General features: G+C 63.3%; 26 protein-coding genes. 7 read left to right on the top strand and 19 right to left on the bottom strand.

Features of this window, described 5'->3' with window-relative positions; all coding sequences use genetic code 11:
* Nucleotides 1–46: 46 nt before the first annotated feature.
* From G9U53_RS03285 to rimP, 3 genes are read right to left on the bottom strand one after another with little or no spacing between them, the layout of a single operon-like run.
* Complete coding sequence (locus G9U53_RS03285; protein ID WP_019748063.1) at nucleotides 47–397, bottom strand: YlxR family protein; 351 nt, start codon at nucleotides 395–397, stop codon at nucleotides 47–49.
* Nucleotides 398–441: 44 nt separating this feature from the next.
* Nucleotides 442–1,473 (bottom strand): transcription termination factor NusA, encoded by a 1,032-nt coding sequence (gene nusA, locus G9U53_RS03280; protein WP_003942738.1) that lies wholly within the window; start codon nucleotides 1,471–1,473, stop codon nucleotides 442–444.
* On the bottom strand, nucleotides 1,470–2,090 hold the full coding sequence (gene rimP / locus G9U53_RS03275; protein ID WP_063316556.1) for a ribosome maturation factor RimP: 621 nt from the start codon (nucleotides 2,088–2,090) through the stop codon (nucleotides 1,470–1,472). Before rimP ends, nusA begins: the two co-directional genes overlap by 4 nt.
* Nucleotides 2,091–2,361: 271 nt before the next feature.
* On the opposite strand from rimP, the gene G9U53_RS03270 reads away from it, so the two are divergent.
* Nucleotides 2,362–2,811: a hypothetical protein gene (locus tag G9U53_RS03270; RefSeq protein ID WP_063316736.1), complete on the top strand. Its 450-nt coding sequence runs from the start codon at nucleotides 2,362–2,364 to the stop codon at nucleotides 2,809–2,811.
* Nucleotides 2,808–3,263, top strand: a complete 456-nt coding sequence (locus tag G9U53_RS03265; RefSeq protein WP_003942700.1) for a ferritin-like domain-containing protein — start codon at nucleotides 2,808–2,810, stop codon at nucleotides 3,261–3,263. Before G9U53_RS03270 ends, G9U53_RS03265 begins: the two co-directional genes overlap by 4 nt.
* A 51-nt stretch (nucleotides 3,264–3,314) precedes the next feature.
* On the opposite strand, the gene G9U53_RS03260 is transcribed toward G9U53_RS03265, so the two are convergent.
* Nucleotides 3,315–4,739, bottom strand: coding sequence for an MFS transporter (locus tag G9U53_RS03260; RefSeq protein ID WP_165638320.1), 1,425 nt, complete (start codon nucleotides 4,737–4,739; stop codon nucleotides 3,315–3,317).
* An 83-nt stretch (nucleotides 4,740–4,822) separates the two neighbouring features.
* Between G9U53_RS03260 and G9U53_RS03255 the strand changes: the two genes are divergently transcribed.
* The 3 genes from G9U53_RS03255 (at nucleotide 4,823) to G9U53_RS03245 (ending at nucleotide 6,879) form a co-directional block, all read left to right on the top strand.
* Complete coding sequence (locus G9U53_RS03255; RefSeq protein WP_003942694.1) at nucleotides 4,823–5,458, top strand: helix-turn-helix domain-containing protein; 636 nt, start codon at nucleotides 4,823–4,825, stop codon at nucleotides 5,456–5,458.
* Between the two features lie 93 nt (nucleotides 5,459–5,551).
* A complete protein-coding gene (locus G9U53_RS03250; protein WP_165638319.1) occupies nucleotides 5,552–6,049 on the top strand; it encodes a nuclear transport factor 2 family protein in 498 nt (165 codons plus the stop codon).
* Nucleotides 6,046–6,879, top strand: coding sequence for an SDR family NAD(P)-dependent oxidoreductase (locus G9U53_RS03245; protein WP_003942723.1), 834 nt, complete (start codon nucleotides 6,046–6,048; stop codon nucleotides 6,877–6,879). The genes G9U53_RS03250 and G9U53_RS03245 overlap by 4 nt, the downstream gene beginning before the upstream one ends.
* Here G9U53_RS03245 and G9U53_RS03240 read toward each other — a convergent pair.
* Nucleotides 6,841–7,797, bottom strand: a complete 957-nt coding sequence (locus G9U53_RS03240) for a DMT family transporter (protein ID WP_030535619.1) — start codon at nucleotides 7,795–7,797, stop codon at nucleotides 6,841–6,843. The genes G9U53_RS03245 and G9U53_RS03240 overlap by 39 nt on opposite strands.
* Nucleotides 7,798–7,888: 91 nt before the next feature.
* On the bottom strand, nucleotides 7,889–9,184 hold the full coding sequence (locus G9U53_RS03235; RefSeq protein WP_165638374.1) for an aromatic acid/H+ symport family MFS transporter: 1,296 nt from the start codon (nucleotides 9,182–9,184) through the stop codon (nucleotides 7,889–7,891).
* Between the two features lie 159 nt (nucleotides 9,185–9,343).
* On the opposite strand from G9U53_RS03235, the gene G9U53_RS03230 reads away from it, so the two are divergent.
* Entirely contained in the window at nucleotides 9,344–9,769 is a 426-nt protein-coding gene (locus G9U53_RS03230; protein ID WP_003942732.1) for a pyridoxamine 5'-phosphate oxidase family protein, read from the top strand.
* 75 nt (nucleotides 9,770–9,844) lie between these two features.
* On the opposite strand, the gene G9U53_RS03225 is transcribed toward G9U53_RS03230, so the two are convergent.
* The 5 genes from G9U53_RS03225 to G9U53_RS03205 form a co-directional block, all read right to left on the bottom strand.
* Nucleotides 9,845–10,624 (bottom strand): ketosteroid isomerase family protein, encoded by a 780-nt coding sequence (locus tag G9U53_RS03225; protein ID WP_081557748.1) that lies wholly within the window; start codon nucleotides 10,622–10,624, stop codon nucleotides 9,845–9,847.
* A complete protein-coding gene (locus G9U53_RS03220; protein ID WP_007735018.1) occupies nucleotides 10,621–12,351 on the bottom strand; it encodes an acyl-CoA dehydrogenase family protein in 1,731 nt (576 codons plus the stop codon). Before G9U53_RS03220 ends, G9U53_RS03225 begins: the two co-directional genes overlap by 4 nt.
* 58 nt (nucleotides 12,352–12,409) lie before the next feature.
* Nucleotides 12,410–13,069 (bottom strand): rhomboid-like protein, encoded by a 660-nt coding sequence (locus G9U53_RS03215; protein WP_165638373.1) that lies wholly within the window; start codon nucleotides 13,067–13,069, stop codon nucleotides 12,410–12,412.
* Nucleotides 13,070–13,091: 22 nt separating this feature from the next.
* Nucleotides 13,092–13,763 carry an O-methyltransferase gene (locus G9U53_RS03210; RefSeq protein ID WP_020969392.1) on the bottom strand — a complete coding sequence of 224 codons (672 nt, stop codon included), beginning with the start codon at nucleotides 13,761–13,763 and terminating at the stop codon, nucleotides 13,092–13,094.
* Between the two features lie 79 nt (nucleotides 13,764–13,842).
* Complete coding sequence (locus tag G9U53_RS03205; RefSeq protein ID WP_054188575.1) at nucleotides 13,843–15,588, bottom strand: proline--tRNA ligase; 1,746 nt, start codon at nucleotides 15,586–15,588, stop codon at nucleotides 13,843–13,845.
* A 55-nt stretch (nucleotides 15,589–15,643) separates the two neighbouring features.
* On the opposite strand from G9U53_RS03205, the gene yaaA reads away from it, so the two are divergent.
* Nucleotides 15,644–16,387 carry a peroxide stress protein YaaA gene (gene yaaA / locus G9U53_RS03200; protein ID WP_047271360.1) on the top strand — a complete coding sequence of 248 codons (744 nt, stop codon included), beginning with the start codon at nucleotides 15,644–15,646 and terminating at the stop codon, nucleotides 16,385–16,387.
* A 12-nt stretch (nucleotides 16,388–16,399) separates the two neighbouring features.
* On the opposite strand, the gene G9U53_RS03195 is transcribed toward yaaA, so the two are convergent.
* The 8 genes from G9U53_RS03195 to G9U53_RS03160 all read right to left on the bottom strand — a co-directional run bounded on the left by G9U53_RS03195 (nucleotide 16,400) and on the right by G9U53_RS03160 (nucleotide 25,548).
* Entirely contained in the window at nucleotides 16,400–17,908 is a 1,509-nt protein-coding gene (locus G9U53_RS03195) for a protein adenylyltransferase SelO (RefSeq protein WP_165638318.1), read from the bottom strand.
* Nucleotides 17,909–17,943: 35 nt separating this feature from the next.
* Nucleotides 17,944–18,372, bottom strand: a complete 429-nt coding sequence (locus G9U53_RS03190; RefSeq protein WP_007735005.1) for a CBS domain-containing protein — start codon at nucleotides 18,370–18,372, stop codon at nucleotides 17,944–17,946.
* Between the two features lie 80 nt (nucleotides 18,373–18,452).
* On the bottom strand, nucleotides 18,453–19,853 hold the full coding sequence (locus G9U53_RS03185) for an MFS transporter (protein WP_228402275.1): 1,401 nt from the start codon (nucleotides 19,851–19,853) through the stop codon (nucleotides 18,453–18,455).
* Nucleotides 19,854–19,960: 107 nt separating this feature from the next.
* Nucleotides 19,961–21,187 (bottom strand): uroporphyrinogen-III C-methyltransferase, encoded by a 1,227-nt coding sequence (gene cobA / locus G9U53_RS03180; protein WP_047271356.1) that lies wholly within the window; start codon nucleotides 21,185–21,187, stop codon nucleotides 19,961–19,963.
* Nucleotides 21,184–21,567, bottom strand: coding sequence for a cobalamin biosynthesis protein (locus G9U53_RS03175; protein WP_007734999.1), 384 nt, complete (start codon nucleotides 21,565–21,567; stop codon nucleotides 21,184–21,186). The genes cobA and G9U53_RS03175 overlap by 4 nt, the downstream gene beginning before the upstream one ends.
* 13 nt (nucleotides 21,568–21,580) lie before the next feature.
* Entirely contained in the window at nucleotides 21,581–22,957 is a 1,377-nt protein-coding gene (locus G9U53_RS03170) for a cobyrinate a,c-diamide synthase (protein WP_054828139.1), read from the bottom strand.
* Nucleotides 22,951–23,565: a cob(I)yrinic acid a,c-diamide adenosyltransferase gene (gene cobO / locus G9U53_RS03165; RefSeq protein ID WP_165638317.1), complete on the bottom strand. Its 615-nt coding sequence runs from the start codon at nucleotides 23,563–23,565 to the stop codon at nucleotides 22,951–22,953. The genes G9U53_RS03170 and cobO overlap by 7 nt, the downstream gene beginning before the upstream one ends.
* Before the next feature lie 21 nt (nucleotides 23,566–23,586).
* Nucleotides 23,587–25,548: a magnesium chelatase subunit D family protein gene (locus tag G9U53_RS03160; RefSeq protein ID WP_054188596.1), complete on the bottom strand. Its 1,962-nt coding sequence runs from the start codon at nucleotides 25,546–25,548 to the stop codon at nucleotides 23,587–23,589.
* Nucleotides 25,549–25,676 lie beyond the last annotated feature (128 nt).

Genomic DNA, 25,676 nt, shown 5'->3' with positions numbered 1-25,676 from the left:
CGGGTTATCGCCGATGGACGTTCATCGTTGGTGCTTCACGGTGTGCTCATGAGTGCTTGTGCCTGTTCTTCTCGAGAGGTACTGCTTTTGTGTGAACTGCGTCGACCAGCTGGTCGACAGCGGACGTGTCCAGATTTCCGGACACTCGCAGTGCTCTGCTGAATGCTCGGCGCCGCTCTGCCAGGCTCAGACAACTCGGATCCAGGTGCAGCCATGCACCTCGACCGGGGAGTCTTCGCGATACGTCGGGGACGAGCGGGGAACCCTCCGGCCCCTGCTCACCAACCACGACCCTCAACAGATCGACAGCCGACCCTTGTTCCCTGCATCCCACACACGTTCTTACCGGCGAACCGGGTTTCACGCGCGCCGAATCCGAGGACTCACGTCGAACCATTGTCCACTCTACCGCCGAACCGTCTCGATCACTGCATTCCACCGTTATCCGTTGGACGTGGCGGGCCGGTCGGACGCGTCGCCAACGGGTGCCGCATCGCTACGAATGTCGATACGCCAACCCGTCAACCGCGCAGCCAGGCGGGCATTTTGACCCTCTTTTCCGATGGCCAACGAAAGCTGGAAATCGGGCACGATGACACGGGCCGCACGAGCCTCGGGATCGACGACAGTGACGGAGACCACTTTCGACGGGGAAAGTGCGTTGCCCACAAACGTCGCGGGATCTTCGTCGAAGTCGATGATGTCGATCTTCTCCCCCGCGAGTTCGCTCATGACGTTGCGGACGCGCTGACCCATCGGGCCGATGCATGCACCCTTTGCGTTGAGCCCTTGCACACGTGAGGCGACGGCGATCTTGGAACGATGCCCCGCTTCGCGCGCGACGTTGATGATCTCGACGCTGCCGTCCGCAATCTCTGGAACCTCGAGTGCGAACAACTTGCGAACCAGGTTCGGGTGGGTCCGCGAGAGGGTGATCTGTGGGCCGCGGGCTCCGCGAGCAACCCCGACGACGTAGCACTTGATGCGCTCACCGTGCTCGTAGTTCTCGCCGGGAACCTGTTCTGCAGGCGGCAACAATCCTTCGGCGCCATTGGATTCGCTGCCGATTCGGACGACGACCATTCCGCGGGAATTCGCACGCGTGTCACGCTGAATGACACCGCCGACGATTTCACCCTCATGGGTCGAGAACTCACCGAAACTGCGCTCGTGCTCGGCGTCGCGCAGACGCTGCAGGATGACCTGGCGTGCGGTGGTGGCCGCGATGCGTCCGAATCCCTCGGGAGTGTCGTCCCACTCCTCACCGATCATGTTGCCGTCGGCATCGGTGTCGTGCGCCATCACTCGCACCGAACCGGTCTTGATGTTGACATCGATCCGAGCGTTCTGCTTGTGCCCCTCGGTGTGGCGGTACGCCGTCAGCAGCGCGGTCTGGATCGTGGCGATCACAGTTTCGATCGAGACACCTTTTTCGGCTTCGATCGCTCGCAACGCTGCAATGTCGATATTCACTTGTCGAACCCTTCTTCGTTTTCTACGTCTTCTAATTCTGTTTCGTCGTCTTCGACACTGTCCACGCCCGAGTCCTCGGTGAGGTCAACCGCATCGGAGGGAACTGCGCGCCCCTCCGGGATGCCGCCCGCGAGTTCCAACTCCGCCTCACTGGGCTTCGAGAACTCCACCTGAACTACAGCCTTCTGAACGTCGCCCAGTGCAATCTCGCGCACGGTCAGTCCGCCACGGCCACCGATGACAACTGCCACGGAATCGTCGTTCAACGTTCCGATACGGCCCACCACGGTCTCGCCGGCCAGATCGATTCGCGCTTTACGTCCGCGAGCCCGACGCCAGTGACGATCGAGCGTCAGTGGGCGATCGATTCCCGGAGAGGTCACCTCGAGGGTGTACGGCGTTTCACCGATTTCCTCGAGGGTGTCGAAAAGTTCCGAAACGAGTCTGCTGATCTCCGCGGCGGCATCGAGCTCGATCCCGGCATCGCTGTCGACCATGATGCGCACCGCGCTGTGCTTGCCCGCACTGGTCACGACAACGTCTTCGACGTCATAACCCTGGGCGTGCACGAGTTCGGAGATCAGCTCGATCACCCTCTCCCTGGATGGCACCGGCATCTCGCGAACTCCTCATTTCAGTTGTCGTCGATTGTCCGACTTGTGTCGACTGTCGACGTGGGCGGCTGCGAGCATGAAAAGACACCAGGTGCCACATGCTGCAAGCATCCAAGAGTACCGCTCATTGCGCGTCTCCGTGACCAGAGTGCCCGACGCACGTCACACTTGAACACGTGCCGCGGATTCGAACGATCGGCCGACCACCTGGCACGATGGACTGGTGCTGACGCCCATGACTACTACCCCACTCTCCCGGCGGAGTGCGCTCAAGATGACGGGAACAGCAGCGTTGGGCGCTGCTGCCTTCTCGTTGTCCGCCTGCACCGACAACGGCACAGCGGAGGCGGCTGCAGAAGTCGACCAGCTGACGGCCCAGGCCGATCGAGCCCGCTCCGACGCGGCAGCCGCAACCGCCGCCATCGCACTCGCACCGGACAAGTCGGCATCACTGACCACGATCAGCGCCGAACGCACAGCGCATGCACTCGAACTCGACGCCGAGATTGCGCGAGCAGCGGGCAGCGGCGCCGCTACGACCACAGCGCCCCCGTCGACCTCGGTCGCAAACGCTCCTGCGGGCGTCGAAACCTTGAGTACCTCGCTGGCCGATTCGGCGCGCAGTGCCGCGGACCTCGCTCGGACGATGTCCGGCTATCGCGCGGGCCTGCTCGGTTCGATCAGCGCGTCGTGCTCGACTCAGGTTGCGGTGTTGCTTCCGTGATCACTTCGCACACCCGTCGATCCGAGAGTTCTGCCTTGCTGACCGCAATCGAATCAGAGAATGCCGCGATCTTCGCTTACGGAGTGGTTGCCGCGTTTTCGAATCCTGCCCGTGTCAACGAGGTTGCCACGCACACAGCAGCGCACCGCGCGCGACGTGATGCGCTGGTTGCCCTGTCGACCGACGCGGGCGTGACCCCGCCGACAGCCGCGGCAGCGTACGAGATCCCGTTTCCGGTGACGGACGCCGTTACCGCGGCACAGCTGGCAGCACAGATCGAATCCGACACCGCCGTGACCTACCGGGCATTCGTCGAACAGGTCGATACCGACCAACTCCGCACGTTCGGAATCGACGGCCTGACCGATGCGGCAATCCGCGGTGCCGGATGGCGGTCCGCGCTGGGAACCGCTCCGGCCACCTCAGCGTTCCCGGGGGACCCGACTTCGTAACTGCTGTGCGCCTTTATTAACCCCCGGCGGTTAATAAAGGCGCACAGCGGCTCAGGCCTTGCGATGCGAGGGCACGAACCACGCCGCGACCACGGCCACCAACACGAAGCAACCGCCGACGCGCAGTGCAGGTGTCAGCGCATCTCCGTAACCGAGTGGCGTGAGGGCACCGCCGGCGGCAAGGAAGACTGCAGTGAGAACCGCGATTCCCAGTGCAACACCGATCTCACGAAGCGTCGAGTTGGTCGAACTGGCCGTTCCGTGATCAGGCTCGTCCATGTCGACGAGTACCGCCGTCGAGCTCGGCGCGAAGGTCAGGCCCATGCCGATGCCCGCCATCAGTAGAGCCGGAACCAGCGACCCGTACGTCACGTCGGGACCGATCAACGCTGCCAACCAGAACAATGCTCCGGCCTGGAGCAACAGACCGGTCAGCAGAAGCGAACGGAGCCCGACCTTCGGCGCCAGAAAACCGGCGAGAGGCGCGAAGATCATCGGCGCTGCCGTCCACGGAAGCGTCCGCAGGCCTGCTTGGAACGGGCTGTAGCCCATCACGATCTGGAGGTACTGCGAGAGCAGGAACACCGCCCCGAAGATTCCGATCGAGAAGGTCAAGCCGATGACGTTCGCCATCGAGAGGCTGCGTGAGCGGAACAGACGTAGGGGCATGACCGGATGCGAGGTCTTCATCTCGCGAAAAACGAACAGTGCCAACGCGACTGCGGAACCGACCAACGACGCAACTACTCCAAGCGATCCCCAGCCCTCGTCGTTGCCGTGAACGATCCCCCACACCGCCAGGAACACACCGAGTCCGGCGAGTGCGACACCGGGAAGGTCGAGAGGCTGTGTGCGACCGGTCGATTCACGCAACGCATACAACGCGAGAGGAACAGCGACGATCGCAACCGGCACGTTGATCCAGAAGATCCCCTGCCACGAGAACCCGTCGACTACCGCTCCACCGACCACGGGACCCATCGCGATCCCCAGGCCGGAGACGCCACCCCACACGCCGATTGCCATGGCACGCTTGGCTTCCGGTACCGCTGCCACGAGGAGAGTGAGTGAGAGCGGCATGATCGCGGCAGCGCCGGCGCCCTGAAAGGCTCGGGCCGCGATGAGCAGGCTTGGTGTCGTCGACAACGCCGAAGCAATCGACGCCGCCGTGAACAGCCCGATCCCGAACACGAACATCTTGCGGCGCCCCCACCGATCGCCGAGCGTCGTCGCCGAAAGCATCAGCGTCGCAAAGCAGAGCGTGTACGCATTCATGAACCACTGAAGTTGCCCGACGGACGCATTCAGCTCCTTCTCGATCACCGGCAGCGCGCTCGTCATCACGAGGTTGTCGAGGGTGGCCATGAACATGGGCAGAGAGGCAGCAACCATCACTATCGCGATCGGAACCTTACGTCCTCCACTGCTTTCCGACCCGGATGCGGCGTCCGATCCGGACTTCGTCAAAACGGTCATCGTGATTCCTCGAGTGAAGGTGCCTTAAGGCATCGAATGATTACTTAGGTCGAAACTAAGCTATCCGGTGATAACGTGTCAACATGTCGATCGGTGCAGCTGAACCACGTACCCGCAGGATGAGCGCACCGGAACGTCGCGCGTTGGTCCTTGCCGCGGCAACGCGAGCATTCGCAAAGGGTGGATACTCGGGGACCAGTACGGACGCCGTCGCCAAGGAAGCCGGTGTCTCGCAGCCCTACGTCGTGCGTATGTTCGGAACCAAGGCAGATTTGTTCCACGCAGTGTTCACGCGCGCGCTCGACGAAATCGTCCGCACCTTCAACGACAAATTGGATACGGTCACGATCGATCCGAGCAATCCGCAGTTCTGGGCCGAACTCGGATCCGCCTACGGCGAGCTGGTTCTCGACCGAGATCTACTGCTTGTCATGTTGCACGGCTTCGCCACCAGCACCGATGATGTCGCCGCCGTCTCCCGGAACGCCATGTCCGGCATCTACACCTTGCTGCGCGAGCGCACCGGTTGCACACCCGAGCAAGCGCGTTTGTTCATCGCGAACGGGATGCTGATCAACAATCTGCTCGCAATGATGGCGCCCGAACACGCCGAAGAAGATCCAGCCCTCGGCGAGCTCTGGGGCAGCGTCTTCAGCGACTCGACTGCGATCACGCTCACCGGCGACGAATCCTCGAGCGAAACCGACACCGATTCCTGACCGGTCACTGGGAAAAACTACACACATGTGACTGAGGACACCCTACAGTCGATCCGACATGTCTCCGGGAAACCCAGACGAAAAGGACCGACGTTGGATCTCGCACAACGCCTCGACGCGCTCGAACAGATCGAGGAAATCAAGAAGCTCAAGCACGGCTACTGGCGAGCATGTGATGCCAAGGATCCAGTTGGGTTCCGCAACAGCTTCATCCGTTCCGGAGCGTCGATCGACTACGGCCGCCTCGGCGCCTTCGACGACGCGGGGCCGATGGCGGACATCTTCGAGAAGATCGCTCTTCGCAAGGTCGACGGCCGGTACGCGGTCCTCGACATGCATCACGGATTGCATCCCGACATCACACTGACCTCGGAGACGTCGGCGGTGGGGCGATGGGCTCTGCAGTTCCGCCAGATCGACACCGTCGGGCGCACCGAGAAGTTGATGACCGGCGAATACGACGACAAGTACGTGATCGAGGACGGTATGTGGAAAATGAGTCAATGCCATTTCACGGAGACGTGGTCGAACACCACTCCCCTTTCCCCGGACGCTGACATCGCCGAGGGTTCGTTGGGTGGGCCGCGATGACGACGAACGGAAAAGTTGCGCTCGTAACCGGTGCCAGCCGGAGCGTCGGCAAGGGCATTGCCCTCGCGCTGGGAAGCGACGGATGGACGGTGTACGTGACGGCCCGAGGAACCGTCGGCGACGACGGCCCACTCGATCGCACCGCAGCCGAGATCACCGAGCGCGGTGGTCACGGCATTGCCGTGCAGTGCGATCACGCCGACGATCAACAGATCGTCGACCTGTTTGCACGCATCGCCGAGGAACAGTCAGGCCGCCTCGATCTTCTGGTCAACAACGTCTGGGCAAACCCGGCGGGTTATGCAGGCTTCGCCGATCCGTTCTGGAAGAGGCCGATCGACGATTGGGATTCGCTGATCGGAATCGGACTGCGCGCCCACTACGTTGCTTCGGTGGAAGCGGCGAAGTTGATGGTTCCCCGGGGCAGTGGAGTGATCGGCAACATCTCGTCGTTCGGCACCCGCGGGTACCTGCACTCTGTCCTGTACGGGATGTCGAAGGCAGGTTTGGACAAGATGGCCGCGGACATGGCTGTCGAATTGAAGGGGACCGGCGTCACCGCACTTTCCTTCTGGCTCGGGTTGATCCGCAACGAGCGGATGGAGGCGAGTGGGATCGAGAGCTTCGAAGGCTTCTCACTGGCCGAGGCCGAAACCCCGGAATTCGTCGGCCAAGTCATCACTGCATTGGCCAACGATCCAGAAGTGAACGCGCGCAGCGGTCACACACTGATCACCGCCGAGACGGCCGTCGAGTACGGAATCACCGACGCCAACGGGAAACAACCGGCGTCACACCGCAGTGCCTTCGGTGGCGGCCCGCTTTTCTGATTCATCAGTAGCAGTGGTCGCGTCGCGTGCCGGCACAGCACGCGGCGCTGCCACTCGCGCCTTCAGGGCAAGCCAGGCACACCCGATGACGACGACACCGCCGGCCACGATCGAGGGTGACAACGTCTCACCGAGTATCAGCGCCGACCAGGCAATGCTGAGCACCGGTTGAACCAACTGTGTTTGGCTCACAGTGGAAATGGGACCGATCGCCAGACCCCGGTACCAAGGAAAGAACCCGAGAAACATACTCACGCATCCCAGGTAGGCAAACGAAAGCCACGAATTCACATCGGCAGAGACCGGAGCCTGGGCCATGGACGCCACCGTCAACGCAATCGTGACCGGCAGTCCGAGAATCAATGCCCAGGCAATCGTCTGCCACGACCCGATCTCGCGGGCCAGCAACGCACCTTCCGAATATGCCAGCGCTGCACACACCACCGCGGCGAACAGAAGAAGATCAGCGAGATGAAACGAGCCGAGTCCGCCGTTTGCAATCGCCACGAACCCTACGACCGATACCGCGCCGGCGGCGCTTGCCCACCAAAATCCCTTACTGGGACGCTCTTTTCCTCGGACGACCGCAAATACCGCGGTCGCAGCGGGAAGTAGCCCGATCACGACTGCCGCGTGACTCGCCGGCGATGTCTGCAACGCAAACGTGGTGAACAGTGAAAACCCCAGTACCGCACCAACAGTCACGAGTGCGATGCGAAACCACTGCCGAAGCGTCGGAAGCGTCGCGCGAGTAACCGACAGCATCACAATCGCAAGGGCCCCGGCAACGACAGCGCGGCCCGCACCGACGAACAGGGGGTCGAGATCCGCGACGGCGACCCTCGTGAGCGGAACGGTGAACGAGAACGCCAGCACACCGAGCAAGCCCCACCACAAACCGGATCGAGACGATGGCATCGGTAGCGGTTCCTGCGGCGCGACGATAGCGCTACTCTTCATACTCATGTTTTACGATAGCAGTAGCACGCCAACCAGCGAAACTGGTATTTCAGGTGCGCACCCGTGTGCAGGAGATCGAAATTGCTCCGAGCAGTCCGACGAGCGCGAAAGCGTAGAAGCCCCACGGCACGGCGTAACCCGCACCCAGGAGGACTCCGCCCAGGATCGGGCCACAGATCGCACCGACCCGGCCGACACCTGCCGACCATCCGAGCGCGGTCGCGCGAATCTGAGGTGGGTGATTGGCGCTCGTGAAGGCGTAGACCAGTACCTGCGCACTGAATACGAAGCATCCGGCGAGGAAGACCATCACGTAGATTCCGAACGACACCTTCACACTCAGAAGCGCCAGGAACAGTGCAGCTCCGGCGAACCACACGATGGCTGCAGTCCGCGGGCCGATCTTGTTCGCGACGCCCCCGGCGATCAAGAGTCCGACGACGGCGCCGGCATTGAGGATCAGAAGGAACGTCAACGACGCCCCGAGGTTGTAACCGTCCTCACGCATGATCGTCGGAAGCCACGTGTTCAATCCGTAGACGAGCAGCAAGCCCATGAAACTGGTGATCCAGATGGCGATGCTGTTGCGCAGGAACTTCGAAGAGAACAGTGCGCGAACGGGATTGGCGGCTTCGGCGCGCTCAACTTCGGACGTGGGCGCAATCTCGAGTTCGACTCCGTAACGGGCAGCGATTTCCTCGGCTTCGGCACGCTTTCCGTGAGCGAGAAGGTACGACGGGGATTCCGGCAGATACCGCAACATGAGTGGAATCAGGGCGACGGCAGGAAGTGCGCCGACAACGAACATCGCTCGCCAACCGAAAGGTTCGATCACGACGAGCGCCAGCGCTGCGGTGGCAACGGCGCCGACGTGGTAGCCGGTCATCAGCATGGTCGACGCAGATCCACCGCCTTGTTTCTTCGAGAATTCGTTGACCAGAGCCAATGCCGTCGGTAGGGCGCCACCCAGCCCCACACCGGCAAAGAAGCGCAGCAGCCCGAAGATGAACGGATTGGGCGCAATTGCGCACAACAGAGTCAGAATCGAGAATGCGGCAACGGCGTACAGCAGCGCGCGGCGTCGACCGATGACGTCGGTGAGAGTGCCGATGACGAGGGCGCCGATGGTCATGCCGATGAGCCCGAAGGTCGAGATCATCGTGATCGTGCCGGTACTCAAACCCCACGCGTCGTAGTCGAGAAGCGAAGGAATGACCGCGCCGAGTACGACCAGGTCGAATCCGTCCAGAAGCACAGCGATCCAACACAACGGTGCTACCCACATTGCGGCACGCGCCCCAGGCGAACCGGTGATTGAACTCGACTGCGTATGCGGTGCGGTCATCGGATCCTCGACATTCACTGCTTGTGGGCGTTCGCGACCGGTTGGGATCCAGTAGTTCGGATCGAAACGTGTTCGCATTGCGAACGCCTGTTCATAATGAGCACACCGATTGTGTACGGAGTCACAACGCCATGTCAAACGTCGCGGTAATCTCGAGGAATGGCACTCTCCGAAAATGAGCGTGAACAGTTCCTGGCCGAACCCCACATCGGGGCGCTGTCCGTGGCGGACGGCACCGAGCGCGGTCCGTTGACCGTCCCGATCTGGTACCTGTACTCACCCGGTGGCAAACCATGGATCCTCACGGGCAAGGATTCGCGAAAGGCACGACTCATCGAGTCGGCCGGGCATTTCTCGTTGATGGCCGAAAGGCTCGATCCGACAATCCGTTACGTCAGCGTCAGCGGATCCGTCGACAAGATCGTTCCGGGCACCGACGAGATGCTGGTCGAAGTCTCGCGGCGTTACCTGGCTCCGGACAAGGTCGACGGGTATCTCGAATTCGCGCGATCGCAGTTGGGCGAACAGGTAGCGATCTACATGAATCCGCAGCACTGGCTGTCTGCGGATCTCGGGGCGATCTGACAATTCTCAGAAAAGCGAAGGCTCGGCGCGCCGGAGTGGCGCGCCGAGCCTGACCTGCATGTGGAGGGCTCTATGTCAGCTCTCGGTGAAGAAACGCACCCGATTGAGTCGATGACCGCTCGCCTCGAAGCCGAATAATGCGATGGCCGGTTCCCCGCACACGATGACGCTCGCCGTCACGGTGCGACCGGCAACCAGCATCTTGCTCTTCGTCACGCCGGTGAGCAGAGCGTTGACATCAGCGTTGGACAACTGCGTCCCCGCCGGAAGCTCGACGGGTACCGGCGGCGTTCGGCCGACAGCGGCCGCATCGAGGAACCGCGACGCTGCCTTCTTGCCTTTGTCTCCGACGCCGAAGATGCCGCGCGAGAACCCGAGCGCCCCGCCGATCCCCTGGTTCGAGAGCAACTGCGGCGTCAACTTCGCGGCCGCCTTCACCCCCGCCACACCAGCAGTCGCGAGCTGGCTCAACATCGTCGCCAATTCCCAATGCGCGTAGAGGGTTCCGATCCGCAAGGAATCGGGCTCCCCCACCAAGTCGTAGCGCAAGTGCATCGGAACGTCGAGAACGACTCCGGTCGACATCTCGGTAGCGAGGCCCAGATCGCGCCACACCGTCCGGCCGCACACGATGTCGCGCTCGACATGGAAGGTGATCGAATTGGGGGCGATGAACGTGTCGTAGAAACTCTCGATCGCCGCCTGACCGTTGTGCGGACGTGAACCTACAGGGTCGTTGACCTGTCCGTCGCCGGCAAACAGGGCCACCCAGGTCGAGCGGTCATGCGCGCCGACGGCTTTCGGGGATCCCTCCACGACGGCCATCAACTGCTCGCGCGTCACCGGCGCGGTCATGCGCGCATCTCGTATGCACCGTCGTACGCCTTGACCTGCTGCCACACCCGGTCGAAGCGTTCACTGTCGACAACAGGCTTCCGCACCGCGGCCAGGGCCCACTTCTGTTGCTCGGGTGTCGACGACGGCTTTCCGTGCAGTGCGATCGCGTATCCCGAGAAGTCACGAATCTGGAAGTCGAAGATCTGATCGACAACGTCGGCGTCGAGCCCGCTGATCTCGGCCTGTTCGAGAATCAGATGACCGTAGACGACGAGAGAGAACAGGTGCCCGACGTTGAGCATGAAATCGAGATCCTTCTGCTGCTGCGCGTCCGGCGCTGCAGCAGTGAGCAATTCGGTGAGCGCGATCGCCTGCTCGTAAAAACGGGCGACGTTCGGAATCGAAGAGTGCTTCTCGTAGACGGGCTTCCACTCGTGGAACTGAATCTTCGCAGCGCCGCGGGTAGGCCCCTGGTTCCAGAAGAACTCGTCGTCGGCGGCGTCGTCGCGCGTGACGATCTCCGGGAACTGCGCCGAGTTGAACAGATAGTTCGGCAAGAACTTGAGAATCAGGCCGACGTTGACGTGGACGGTGCCCTCGAGCTTGGGCAGCGTGCCGATCATCTGCGCTGCCTCGCGGAAGTACGTGGACTTCTCGTATCCCTTGGCTGCGATCACATCGTGCAGCAACCCGACCACCTTCTCACCTTCGGAGGTGACCTTGGCCTTGGTCATGGGATTGAACAGCAGGTAGCGACGGTCCTCGAGGCTGGCGCTGCGGAAGTAGTCGACCGCCCGCGCACTGAACTGCTTCATCGCGATCAGACGTGAGTACGCGTCGACGAAGGCGGCGCGAACGTGGGCGAAATCCGTGACGGGATTGCCGTACAGAATTCGATTCTGCGCGTGAGTGATTGCCTCGAAGAACGCATGCTCGGTGATGCCGATGGAGCCGGTGCAGAGGTTGAACTTTCCGACGTTGACCGTGTTGAGCGCGGCCTCGAATGCGGCGACGCCGGTGTGCAGAATGTCTTCCTCGCGCACCGGGTAATCGTCGAGGCGGAAATTGCTGACATACATCTGCCCGCGCAGGACGTTGTCCACGAGCTGATAGTTCGGATGTGCACTGTCGGCGACAAAGAACACGTAGCCTTCGGGGCCCTCGACGTCGGTACGACGCCCGAACACAGACACCATTCCGGCTACGTTGCCGTTTCCGATGTAGTACTTCTCGCCGCTCGCGCGGAAGGCGACGTCGCCGTCGGTGGGAGTGAGGAGCATGTCGGTGGAGTACACGTCGGCGCCGTGGTCGCGCTCGGACAGCCCGAACGCCATGACACCACCGTCGGCAAGTTCCTGCGCTGCACGCTTCTTCGCAGCGTCGTTGTCACTCATCCAGATCGGTCCGAGTCCGAGGATCGTGACCTGCCACGCGTACCAGTACGCCAGCCCGTAGAAACCGAAGATCTCGCTCAGAGCTGCGTTGCGGGCACCGTCCCAACGACGGTTCTCGTCACCGTCGGCGAATGCCGCCGGAGTCTGGAACGTCGCGAACAACTTCTCCTTGCCGACAAATTCGAGAAAGTCGGAGACCCACACGGCGTCGAGGTCGTCCTGAAGAAGTTGCTTCTTGCCGCGGCTCTCGAACCATTCGATGGTGGCTCGCAGCAAACGGCGGGTCTCCGGATCGAACTGAGCTGGGTCGTAAGTATGGGGGTTGAAGAGCAATCCATCGGTGCCAGACACGTCATTACCTTTCGTCGATGACGCTAAACTACCAGCGGGTAACTTTCCGCGGTGCGATTCATGGAAGACCTGCGATTCTTCGCGAATGCCACAGGTCCATCGGATTCCACGTGCCGGCCCGAGCGCGCGTCATCGGGTAGCACGCCAACCCGAGCAACAACGCAGACATGTGGCCGATGGCGGTGAAATTGGTGGCGAAAATCAGAGGTACACCATAGAAGAGCAGCAACCCCGCGAGATAGATGTATCGCCACGGATCGACGATGCGGTACACCAGAATCCCCATGATGCCGGCCAGACCGTAGCTCACTCCCACGTCGAGAGTGTTGACCGCCGAATCCGCCACGTATCCGTGCCGAATACCTTCGTACAGAACACCTTCGCTGATGTACGTGGCTCCGACGTGGGCGATGACGACAACACACAGCCACCGCCACGTCCCGAGCCAACGCTCAGCCGTTGCATGAAAGATGGTGAAGAGAACCAGGTATCCCAACCAACCGCCACCTTCGAGCCAGAAGGCACTCGAGAACAGGACTCGCAGCGGGTCTTCGGCCAGGTGATGCAGATTGGTCGAGCGCTTGCCGAGAAAACGCTCCTCGACATTGTCGGGCAGATGCCGAAGGAAGAGCGTGGTGAACAGCAGGGCCAGCAACCAGACGTAGGTACCGGGAGCACTGCGCACCCATCGCCATGCCGCCTTTGCTGCCCCCAGCATCCTCACCGCTTCGAGTCTGCGCTCACTCGTTCACTACTGCAACGGCAAACCCGTCCCATCCCTTCGAACCCACGGTTTGAATGGCGGTGCCGTCGAGTTTCGGCTCGGCCGCGATCATCTCCAACACCGCTCGACTCGCTTTGACGCGCTCGTCGTCGATATCCGGGTTGGACACATGTCCCCCACGCACCACGTTGTCCACGATGATGACGGTTCCGGGATGCGAAAGGGCCAACGCCCACCGCACGTACTCGGTGTTGTTCTCCTTGTCGGCGTCGATGAAGACCAAGTCGAAAGGTCCCAACTCTTCCTTCGCGATCGACGGGAGGCTGTCGAGCGCGGCCCCGACGCGGACGTCGACACGGTCAGCCAAGCCGGCGCGCTCGATATTCGCCCGAGCGACATCCGCATGGGTGGGATCGAATTCCAGCGTGATGACCTGGCCCGAGGGGCCGACCGCGCGAGCGAGCCAGATCGTGCTGTATCCGCCGAGCGTTCCGATCTCGAGAACATTGCGCGCCAGGCACATTCGCGCCAGAAGATTGAGGAGCTTGCCCTGGTTCGGCGCCACGTCGATGGGCGGGAGACCTGCCTCGGAATTGGCGGCGAGTGCCGCGTCGAGAACCGGATCTTCACCTACCAACGTGGAGACAAGGTAACCGTCGACTTCTGCCCAATCCGGTTCGCGTTCCATAGCCACGATTGTGGCAGAAAAGAAGGGCCGCCGCAGACACCTCGGAAGGTGGCTGCGGCGGCCCAGACGACTATTCGAATCAGCCGCGAACTGCGCTGATGATCTCCTCGATCGCCGAGTCGGCGTCGATCTCACGGCTCTCGCCAGTGAAGCGGTCGCGAATTTCGACCTTGCCGTCGGCCCAACCGCGTCCGACGACAACGATCAGTGGAACGCCGATCAGCTCGGAGTCCTTGAACTTCACGCCCGGCGATGCCTTGCGGTCGTCGAGGATTACTTCGAGTCCGGCACGGTCGAGTTGCGCGGCGAGGCCTTCGGCGCCTTCGCGCGCGGTCTCGTCCTTGTTCGCGATGACGAGGTAGACGTCGGCCGGTGAAACCTCGGCAGGCCAGCGCAGGCCCTTTTCGTCGTGATGCTGCTCGGCAATGACGGCCACCAGACGCGAGACGCCGACGCCGTACGAACCCATGGTCGGGCGGACGGGCTTGCCGTTCTCGGCGAGGACGTCGACGGTGAAGACGTCGGTGTACTTGCGGCCGAGCTGGAAAACGTGCCCGATCTCGATACCGCGAGCCGAGACCAGCGTGCCGGCTCCATCGGGAGAGGCGTCGCCGTCACGAACCTCGGCGGCTTCGATGGTTCCGTCAGGGGTGAAGTCGCGACCGGCAACGAGGCCGACCACGTGCTTGCCGTCTTCGTCGGCGCCGGTAATCCAGCTGGTGCCGTCGACGACACGCGGATCGACAAGATAGCGAACGCCGTTGGCCTGCAGAGCCTTCGGGCCGATGTAACCCTTGGCCAGGAACGGGTTGTTCTTGAAGTCGGTCTCGGTGATCATCACGAACTCGGCCGGCTCGAGCGAAGCTTCGAGGCGCTTTTCGTCGACCTCACGGTCGCCGGGGATGCCGATACCGAGCAGTTCCCACTCGCCGCCGGGCAGGCGGGTCTTGACCATGATGTTCTTGAGTGTGTCGGCGGCGGTGACGGTACGGCCGAGATCAGCGCCGTTCGCCCAGTCCACCAGGGTGTCGATGGTGGGTGTGTTCGCGGTGTCGTACACCTTGGCTTCGGGCAGCCCGTCGAACGGAATCGAATCGGGAACAACAGTCTTGACGGCCTCGACGTTGGCGGCGTAGCCGGATTCGAGGCAGCGGACGTAGGTGTCTTCGCCGATCTCGCTCTCGGCAAGGAACTCCTCGGACGCGCTGCCGCCCATCGCACCGGAGGTGGCCGAGACGATGACGTACTTGACGCCCAGACGCGTGAAGATCTTCTCGTAGGCGCCGCGATGCGCCTGGTACGACTCCGTCAGGCCTTCGTCGGTCAGGTCGAAGGAGTAGGAATCCTTCATCAGGAACTCGCGGCCGCGCAGAATGCCGGCACGCGGACGCTCTTCGTCGCGGTACTTGGTCTGCACCTGGTACAGGGTGACCGGGAAGTCCTTGTAGGAGTTGTACTCACCCTTGACCGTCAGAGCAAAGAGCTCCTCGTGGGTCGGGCCGAGCATGTAGTCGTTGCCCTTGCGGTCCTTGAGGCGGAACAGGTTGGGGCCGTACTCGGTCCAGCGGTTCGACGCTTCGTAGGGATCGCGCGGGAGCAGCGCAGGCAGCAGGATTTCCTGTCCGCCAATTGCATTCATTTCTTCACGGACAACACGCTCAACCTCGCGCAGCACCCGCAATCCCAGCGGCAACCACGAGTAGACGCCTGGAGCGATACGACGCACGTAGCCGGCACGAACCAGCAGTTTGTGGCTGGCAACTTCGGCGTCCGAGGGATCGTCACGCAGGGTACGCAGGAACAGGTGGGACAGACGGGTAATCACGAGGTGTAAGGATAGTCGCCGCAGTCGGCCGAGCGGGCCTCGGTACGGTTACAGCGTGCTTGTACTGCTGCCTCCCTCAGAAACCAAGTCCGACGGCGGCAAGGATGCGCCCCTCGATCTGGCCGAACTGTCGATGCCACAGTTGACCGAAACGCGCGAATTGCTGGTTCAGACGCTGGTCGATCTGGCCGCTGACGTCGAGGCGTCGTGCGAAGCGCTCGGGCTCGGTCCGACGCAAGCAGACGAAGTGGAACGCAACGCCAAGCTGTGGGTGTCCGCGACGCGGCCCGCACTGCAGCGCTACACCGGCGTGCTCTTCGACGCCCTCGACGCAAAGTCGTTCACCCGCGCCCAGAAGGCGAAGGCGCTCGATCGGATCGCCATTGGTTCCGCTCTGTTCGGTGCTGTCCGCGCAGGAGATCTGATCCCCGCCTACCGCCTTTCCGGCGGGTCCAAGCTGCCCGGAATGGGCACGCTCCGCTCCCTGTGGAAGCCGGAACTGCCGAAGGCGTTGGCTGCCGAAGCCGACGGGCTGGTCGTCGATCTGCGATCGGGTACGTACCAAGACCTCGGTCCCGTTCCGGACGCCTTGATTGCAACGGTCCTCACCGAGAAGCCGGACGGCACCCGGACGGTGGTCAGTCACTTCAACAAGCACCACAAGGGTCTGCTCGCCCGTGCGCTGGTGGTCTCGCGCGCCGAACCGACCGATATCAAGGGTGTCGCGCGGGTGGCGTCGAAGGCCGGCCTGCGGGTGGAAATCGCGTCGGAGCGTGAACTGATCATCCTGACGGATTGATGGCTTCGTCTGTCAAGTGCCGCAGAAGGTTTGGAACGTCTCGCTGAAAGACCGCGGAGCCGCCTCGGTGTAGTCAGCCCACTCGTCGCGTCGGTCGAATGGATGCGTGACAACCTCCAGCAGCTTCTCGAATGGAGCGAGGTCGCCGTCGGTCGCGGCGCGCAGGGCAGCGTCGAGCCGATGATTACGCGGAATGTACAGCGGGTTGACGCGATCCATCGCGCTCGCGGTCTCCGCGGCCCCTTGTCCGTTTTCGGTCAGGGCTCCCTGCCACCGCTGCAACCAGGGCGCGATGTGCTCCCGTGGCACGAGTTGGTCGAGAGGCGCCGAATTTCCGCGCAATTCGTCTGCGAGTGCGCGGAAACTGCCTGTCCAATCTGCTCCGTGTTCCGCCAACAACGTCAGCAGATCGTCGACGAGCGCCCGATCGACAAACGGCTGGGCCAGACCGATCTTTGCCGCGAGACCGGCCGCATAGTGTCCCTCGTAGCGCTCGTCGAAGGTCTCGAGAACTGCCGACGCCGCGGAAATCGCATTGTCGGGTGCGGAATCGATCAGCGGCAACAGTGTTTCTGCCAAGCGCGCCAGATTCCACTTCAGTACAGCGGGCTGATTGCCGAACGCATAGCGGCCCCCGTGGTCGATCGAGCTGAACACTGCCGCCGGATCGAATGCGTCGAGGAAGGCGCACGGACCGTAATCGATGGTCTCTCCCGAAATTGTCGTGTTGTCGGTGTTCATGACCCCGTGCACGAAACCGATGAGCATCCACCTCGCCACCAGTGACGCCTGCGCCTCGACGACCGCCTCGAGGAACCTCAGATAGCGATTGTGTGTACCCGTTGACGGAAGTTCGGTCAGCTCCGGGTAGTGCCGGGCGATCGCGTAGTCGGTGAGCGGCTGCAAGACCTCGCCCTGCCGGGCCGCGAACTCGAAGGTCCCAACGCGTAGGTGACTCGACGCGATCCGTGCAAGCACGGCACCGGGTTCTGCGCCGTTGCGGCGAACGTCTCGGCCCGTCGCCACCACCGACAGCGCGCGCGTAGTGGGGACACCGAGGGCATTCATCGCCTCGCTGACGAGATATTCGCGCAGCATCGGCCCTACGACCGCATACCCGTCGCCGCCCCGAGAGAACGGTGTGCGCCCGGAGCCTTTCAGATGCAAGTCCACTCGCTGCCCGGCACTGCTGACGAGTTCGCCGAGTAACAACGCCCGACCGTCTCCGAGAATTGGTGCATACCCACCGAACTGATGACCCGCATACGCCATCGCCACCGGTGTGGCCCCGTCCGGCACCGTCGACCCGGACAGGACGCCGATCCCGTCCACACTTCGCAGCGCTGCTACGTCCAATCTCAACGACGCAGCCAGCTGCTCGTTCACCACGAGCAACTGCGGGTCAGGGGCGGCAGCACCTTGCCACGGCACCGTCAGAGCGCCGAGTTCGTCGGCGAACGTGCTCTCGAGGCCGGCCACGATGGTGACCGTGTCTGCTGTGGATTCCTGGAATGCGGCCATCACACGAGAGTAGTCACCGTGCGACAACCTATCGATCAGCCCTGATCGATGTACGACTCGAGCTGATCGCGTTCGCTCTTGAGCTCGTCGATGCGGCTCTTCACCACGTCACCGATACTGACGATGCCGAGGAGGTTGCCGTCCTCGATCACCGGCAGATGCCGGATTCGACGCTCGGTCATGATCGCGGCAATGCTGTCCACTGCGTCTGCCGGAACGCACGTGTACATCAGAGCGGTCATGACCTCGGAAACCTGGATCCCGAGAAGGTCCGGGCCACGCTCGTGCAGGCGTCGAACGACATCGCGTTCGGAGATGATGCCGACCACCGCGTCGTCGTCGACCACCACCATGGCTCCGATGTTGTGGCGGGCAAGATCGCACAGCAGCCCGTTGACCGTCGTGTGGGCGTCGATCGTGACGATGCTGTTGCCCTTGTTTCGCAATATGTCCGCGATCCGCATCACGGCACCCCGATCCGTCGAGACTCTCGGCACGTCCTGCAACGATCGTATCGGCTAGCGAAGCGGAAAAACAGGACTGATCAGGCGATTCCCTGAGCTGCCTTCTCCGCAGCCTGAGCCTGGGCTACCTGAGAAGGTGTGAACCTGATGCACAGCGCCGCGATACCGGCGAACACGGCGCAGACCGCGCAGCCCACAAGTGCGAAGGTGTACCCCTCTCCGAGTGCGATCAATTGCGCCGGATTCATGTCCGCTGCCTTGCCCGAAGTGCCGCCGAGCGAGAGCGTCTTGGACGTCGCCATTGCACCGATCACCGACAGCGCCAATGGTCCACCGAGCGTCTGGGCAACTTGGGAGATTGCGGTCAGCGGGCCGATCTCGGTCTCCGGGACACCGGCGATCGCGCACAGTGGCAAGGGCACCATCGCGAGGCCGATACCGAATCCGATCCCGATCACGGGCACGAACAAGTTGGCCAGGTAGGTGGAGTCGGAATCGAGAGTAGAGCCGTAGAGGAGTCCGACGATCATGATCACGACGCCGGTGAGGACCAGCCAGCGGGGTTGAACCTTCACGGCGAGCTTGGAAGCAACCGACGCGGCGGCGCCCAATCCGAACGCGAACGGAATGAACGCGATACCGGCACGCAACGGCGAATACTGCATGATGTCCTGCACGAACAGCGCGACGAAAGCCGTCATGCTGAACATCGCGCCACCGACGAAGAAGATGGCGAGGAACGTCGCGACACGGTTGCGATCGGCGAACAACGAGAAGGGCAAGAGCGGGTTGTCCGCAGTTCGCTCGACGAAGAGGAAGGCGGCGAGGGCGACCAATCCGGCCGCCAATGCCCCGATGACGGCGATACTCCCCCATCCCATTTCCGGGCCTTCGGTGAGAGCAAAAACAACACCGGTGCACCCGAGAGTCGCGAGGATCGCGCCGGGGACATCCAAAGCCAGACGCGTCTGATTCGTCTCGCGAAGGGCGCGGAACGCCATGCCGACGAGCGCGATGCCGATCGGGACGTTGATGAGGAAGATCAGACGCCACGACACCTCGGTCAATGCGCCGCCGATGATCAGACCGGCGATCGATCCGACGCCCGTCATGGCGGCAAAAATCGCGATGGCCTGATTACGAGCCGGACCCGCGGCGAAAGTCGTGGCAACAAGGGCGAAGGCAGTGGGCGACGCCACGGCTGCGCCGACACCTTGAAGCGCCCGCGCTGCGATCAACATGCCCTCGTTCAGGGCGAGTCCACAGAGCAACGACGCCACCGTGAACAGCGAGACTCCCGCGATGAACATCTTCTTGCGTCCGAACGCGTCGCCGAGCCGACCACCGAGGAGCATGAGCCCACCAAACGCAAGCGCGTAGGAGGTCAACACCCAGTTGCGGCCGCTGTCGCTCAGCCCGAGGTCGGCCTGCAATGGCGCCAGAGCGAGGTTCGCGACAGTACCGTCGAGCACCACCATCATCTGCAAACCACTCAGGACGATGATGGCAAGCCCGATGACTCGAGTCGCTACCGGGGCATTCGCCGAAGCGGTTTCAGATGTTGGGGAGTCAGACACAAGACTTCACGTTACCCAGCGTCGACGGAAAAGCCCGCGACCGGCCCGATCACGATGATCGCCGGAGGCTTGATCTCCTCGTCCTTGACGCGCTGAGCAACGGTCGCCAGATCGGCCCGAAGTTCACGCTGGGTGCGCAGAGTGCCCTCTTGGATCACGGTGACCGGCGTGGTTGACGGGCGTCCACCGTCGACGAGTGCCTTCGCGAACTGATCGATGCGCTCGACCGCCATGAGCAGCACGATCGTGCCGCGCAACTTGGCCAGCGCCGACCAGTCGACCAGCGAATCCGGATGATCCGGAGCCACGTGCCCACTGACGACGACGAACTCGTGGGTGACCCCGCGGTGGGTGACCGGGATGCCTGCGGCCGACGGGACCGAGATCGCGCTCGTGATTCCGGGCACTACGGTCACCGGAACGCCGGCAGCGGCACACGCTTCGAGTTCTTCGTATCCCCGTCCGAAGACGTACGGGTCCCCGCCCTTGAGGCGGACCACGAACTTGCCTGCCTTCGCGTTGTCGATCAGCGCGGCGTTGATGGCCTCCTGAGCCATGGCACGGCCGTACGGGATCTTCGCGGCGTCGATCACCTCTACGTCCGGACCCAGTTCGGCGAGCAACTCCGGCGGAGCCAATCGGTCGGCCACGACGACGTCGGCGCGGGCGAGCAAACGGCGTCCGCGCACGGTGATCAGATCGGGATCACCGGGGCCACCACCGACGAGAGCAACACCCGCAGCGGCAGGCTCGGCCGTATCGGCGAGCACGCCCGACTGAAGACCTTCGACGACGGCGGTGCGGACTGCTGCCGAACGGCGGTGATCGCCGCCCGCCAGAATTCCGATGCTCATACCGTCGTACTCGGCGCTCGCGGGAGTGACGGCGGTGCCGTGCTTCGCGTTGTCGGCGCGCACGCAGAAGATGTGGCGACGCTCCGCTTCGGCGACGATCGCCGCATTGGTTTCCGGCTCGTCGGTCGAGGCGATGGCGTACCACGCACCTTCGAGGTCGCCGTCGGCGTACGGGCGCTCTTCGACCGTGATCTGACCGGCAGTGGCCATACCTTCGACGGCTGGAGTGAACGCGCGACTGATGACGTGAACGCGGGCACCAGAGGCGACCAGCAGTCCGAGTCGGCGCTGAGCCACAGTGCCGCCGCCGAACACGACCACGCGTCGATCGGTCAGGTTGAGGCCGACCAGGTAGTTGGTCTCGTCTGCGGTGGACTCGCTCACTCGCACTCCGTTTCGTTGTCAGAATTGGTCAAGCTGGAGGGAACTTTACGGGCCGCGGCCACGGTCACTCCATCCCTGGCAGTCTTGGCCAGCACAAGTCGGCCGCCCCCGGACGCGAGGATCGCAGCCGCTTCCGCGACGCTTGCCGTTCCGACGGCGTTCTCGACGCGAGGCGATGGTGACGGAACTTGAACTCGCGCAAGTACGTCCGGGGCGAAACTCACAATCGGGACGTTCAGTTCATGGGCCGCTGTCAGAAGAGCCGAAGACTCAGCTTTTGCCGCCACAGTGGCGAGTACCACGATCTTCCCTTGCGCCGCCGGCACAGCCTTCACCGCAGCGACGATGTTCTTCGCGGTGACACTCGTCGTGAATCCCACGCCTATACAGAGGTCATCCCCGTGCGGCATCGACGAACTTCGCGATCGATTCGGGCTGCCCCACCGGATGAGTGTGGAGATACGACGCGTGGACGCCGCCGCGAACAAATCCTTCGCGGACACTGCCGCCGTCCCAGGGCCGCCACCCCCACGCACTTCCGCAACCGTCCGCGTCTGCCGAGACGAGAGACGTTCGGTGGAACTCGTGACCGGTGACGCGGGAGCCTGCTTCGAAGAGGCTGGAGTCGCTGATCGCCACTGCTTCGCGGTACCCGAGGGTCAGGCGTTTCCCGAATGTCGCATCCACCCCGACAACACCGGCCATGCTGTGACCGTCCAAGCTGCGAGCGAGGTAGAGCAGACCGGCACACTCGGCGTGGATCGGTGCGCCGCCGTCCGCCAGATCGCGAACCTGCTGCAGCAGTACGGTATTGGCCGCAAGGTCTACCGCGTGTTCTTCCGGGAAGCCACCGGGAAGGACCAGAGCGGCAGTTCCCGCAGGAAGCTCGTCCCGCAACGGGTCGAACACCTGCACGTCCGCGCCGGCAGCAGTCAACAGCTCCCGGTGCTCGGCGTAGCCGAAGGTGAAGGCCGGGCCACCCGCCATGGCAACCACAGGCCGAGACTCTGCGTGTGCGCCGACCTCGCCAACCGGATCCCATGCAGCTGCACTCACGTTCGAGGCGGCCAGTGCGCGAACAGCACCCAGATCGACGTGCGAGGCAATCAAATCGGACATAGCGTCCACTGCGGCCACAGCGGCGGCGCCGTGCTCGGCCGCCGGAATCAGGCCGAGGTGCCGGGAGGGAACTTCGAGTTCCGTCAACCGTGGCACAACCCCGAGCACTGCGACGCCGACCTTGTCGCACGCATGACGCAACACCTGCTCGTGACGAGCGCTCCCGACGCGATTGAGAATGACGCCGCCGATGCGCACACCTGCGTCGTAGGTCGCGAAGCCGTGGAGTACGGCGGCCAGACTCTGACTGTGCCCACGGGCGTCGATCACGAGCACTACCGGCGAACCGAGGATCGACGCGACCTGCGCCGTCGATCCCTCCGCCGACGGCTGCGAGTTTGCCTCGTCGATCTTCCCGTCGAACAGACCCATGACGCCTTCGACCACGGCGATGTCGCAACCAGCGGTTCCATGCCGGTAGAGCGGTCCGATGCGATCCGGGCCCACCAGAACAGTGTCGAGGTTGCGTCCGGGCCGCCCTGCCGCGAGTCCGTGATAACCCGGGTCGATGTAGTCCGGCCCCACCTTGAAGGGTGCAACGCTGCTACCGGACCGTCGCAGCGCGCCGATCAATCCCGTTGCCACCGTGGTCTTTCCGCTACCCGAGGCAGGAGCGGCAATCACCACGGCCGGAGTGGAAGGACTTACCATTCGATGCCCCGTTGGCCCTTTCGGCCGGCATCCATCGGGTGCTTGATCTTGGTCATCTCGGTCACGAGGTCGGCGGCGTCGATCAACGCCTGCGGGGCGTCGCGTCCCGTGATGACAACGTGCTGGTTGCCCGGACGATCGCGCAGTGTCTGCACGACCTCGTCGACGTCGACCCAGCCCCACTTGAGCGGATAGGTGAACTCGTCGAGGACATAGAATCGATGTTCCTCGCTCGCAAGCCTTCTCGCGATCTCCTGCCAACCCTCCGCAGCGGCAGCAGCATGATCTTCCTCGCTACCGGCCTTGCGTGTCCATGACCAACCTTCGCCCATCTTGTGCCACTGCACCGGCCCACCGACGCCGGTTTCGTCGTGCAGGTTTCCGAGCGCGCGGAACGCGGCTTCCTCTCCGACCTTCCACTTGGCACTCTTCACGAACTGGAACACGCCGATGTCGAGCCCCTGATTCCAGGCACGCAGCGCCATGCCGAAAGCGGCGGTGGACTTACCCTTTCCCGCGCCGGTGTGCACGGCAAGTACCGGCGCGTTACGACGCTGACGCGTGGTCAGACCGTCGTCGGGAACTGTCTCGGGAACACCCTTGGGCATCGTGAACTCCTGAGCTGGGATCTAGGCTGCGGCGCGGACGACACCCGCGACCTGCTGCGCTGACAATTCGGCGAGGCGGACGTATCCGCCACGTAGTTCTCGCGCCAACTCGGCCGCCAGCCCCAGACGCACGAGGCCGGTCTCGCAGTCGACGACGATGGACGCGACGGACGCGTCGGCGAGAAGATGCGCGGCGACGCGGGCGCGGTGCAGCGCGTCCTTGCCGCCGGTTGCCCGGCCGTCGGTGAGTGTGACGACGAGGGCGCGACGCTGCGGGTCACGAAGTCGTTCACGCAGAACCACTTCGCGAGCACGCAGGAATCCCTCTGCGAGTGGGGATTTGCCGCCGGTACGCATCGACTGCAAGCGACGGACAGCGATGTCCACCGAAGATGTCGGCGGCAGTACGAGCTCCGCTTCACGACCACGGACAGTGATGACGGCGACCTTGTCGCGGCGCTGATAGGCGTCGCGGAGCAACGAGACAACCGCACCGGTGACCGCGGAGAGGCGGTCGCGTGCTGCCATCGACCCCGACGCGTCGACAACGAAAACGATCAGATTGCCTTCTCGCCCTTCACGTATCGCGCCGCGGAGGTCAGCCGGTGCCAGCCGCAACCGTCCAGCAGTGCGACCACGGGCAACTTGAGACTCGGCTGCGGCAAAGACCGTGCTCGTCAGATGCAATCCGTGCCCACGCTCCCGCGTGGACCGCACAACTCGTCCACGGGACGACATGGACCGCGAGCGTCGTCCCGGTGCACCTTCACCGACTCCCGGAACTTCGAGGAGCTTGGCCTTGAATTCGCCGGCCGGTGGAGCCGAGGGACGATCGGTGGCGCGCACTCCCCCACCAGGTCCGTCAGGGTCGTCCGGGCCGTCGTCGTCAGGCCCGTCGTCGTCCGGCCCTTCGTCTCCGGGACCGCCGTCATCGGAGCCGCCATCTTCCGGGCCACGGTCTTCGGGATTCTCGGGAGGTTCGGGCTCTCCGTCGCGCGCGTCGTCCTCTACCTGCGACTGAGCATCCTGATCGGCCTGCTCGAGCGCATCGTCCAACTGCTGCTGATCCAAGCCGGGCTCGTCGAACGGATCGCGGCGGCGGCGATGCGGCAGCGTCAGTTCCGCCGCTACTCGTACGTCCTCCGCAGTGACTTCACTGTCGCCGCGCCAGGCAGCGTGGGCCGTCGCGGTGCGCGCCAGCACCAAGTCCGCGCGCATACCGTCGACGTCGAACGACGCACACAGCGAGGCGATACGACGCAGTTCGCGGTTGCTCAGCTCGACCGAGTCCAATTTCTCACGCGCCGTGAGGATTTCGGACGCCAACTCCTCATCGGCGGATACGTACCGAGCGACAAATGCCTCGGGGTCACGCTCGTAGTCGAGTCGGCGACGCACCACTTCCATGCGAATGTCGACGTCGCGGGAAGCGGCGACGTCGACAGCCAGACCGAAACGGTCCAGAAGTTGCGGACGCAGTTCTCCCTCTTCGGGATTCATCGTGCCGACGAGTACGAACTTGGCCGGATGCGAATGGGAGATGCCGTCACGCTCGATGTGAACCCGGCCCATCGCCGCGGCGTCGAGAAGCACGTCGACCAGGTGGTCGTGAAGCAGATTCACCTCGTCGACGTACAGAACACCCTGGTGAGCGGCGGCGAGCAGTCCAGGTTGGAATGCGCGCTCACCGTCACGCAGAACCTTCTCCAGGTCGATCGAACCGATCACCCGGTCTTCGGTGGCGCCCACGGGCAGTTCGACCAAGCGGGCCGGTCGTGTCGTTCCGGCGTCGTCGACCGCGGGCAGCAGCGCAGTCAGCGCGCGCACGACCGTCGACTTGGCAGTTCCCTTCTCACCGCGGACCAAGACCCCGCCGATCCCTGGATGCACCGCACACAGGATCAGCGCCAATCGCAATTGATCCTGGCCGACCACAGCACTGAACGGGAAGCCCGCCACTGGTCGATCTTCTTCACTTCGCACGTCGATATCCCTCCACCTCTCGGTTTCCTCGCCGAGAATTTGGCTGCACTCGAATGTCGCGGCGACCTGGCTGAGATCTCCCGGTTTATCGGTAGAGGAGAGATCTTTCACAGTGGCGGGACCGCGCC

The organism is Rhodococcus sp. D-46 (assembly GCF_011290655.1).
GTDB lineage: Bacteria > Actinomycetota > Actinomycetes > Mycobacteriales > Mycobacteriaceae > Rhodococcus_F > Rhodococcus_F qingshengii.
The sequence above is the reverse complement of the archived record's forward strand: the minus strand, read 5'-3'. Positions and strand labels throughout refer to the sequence as shown.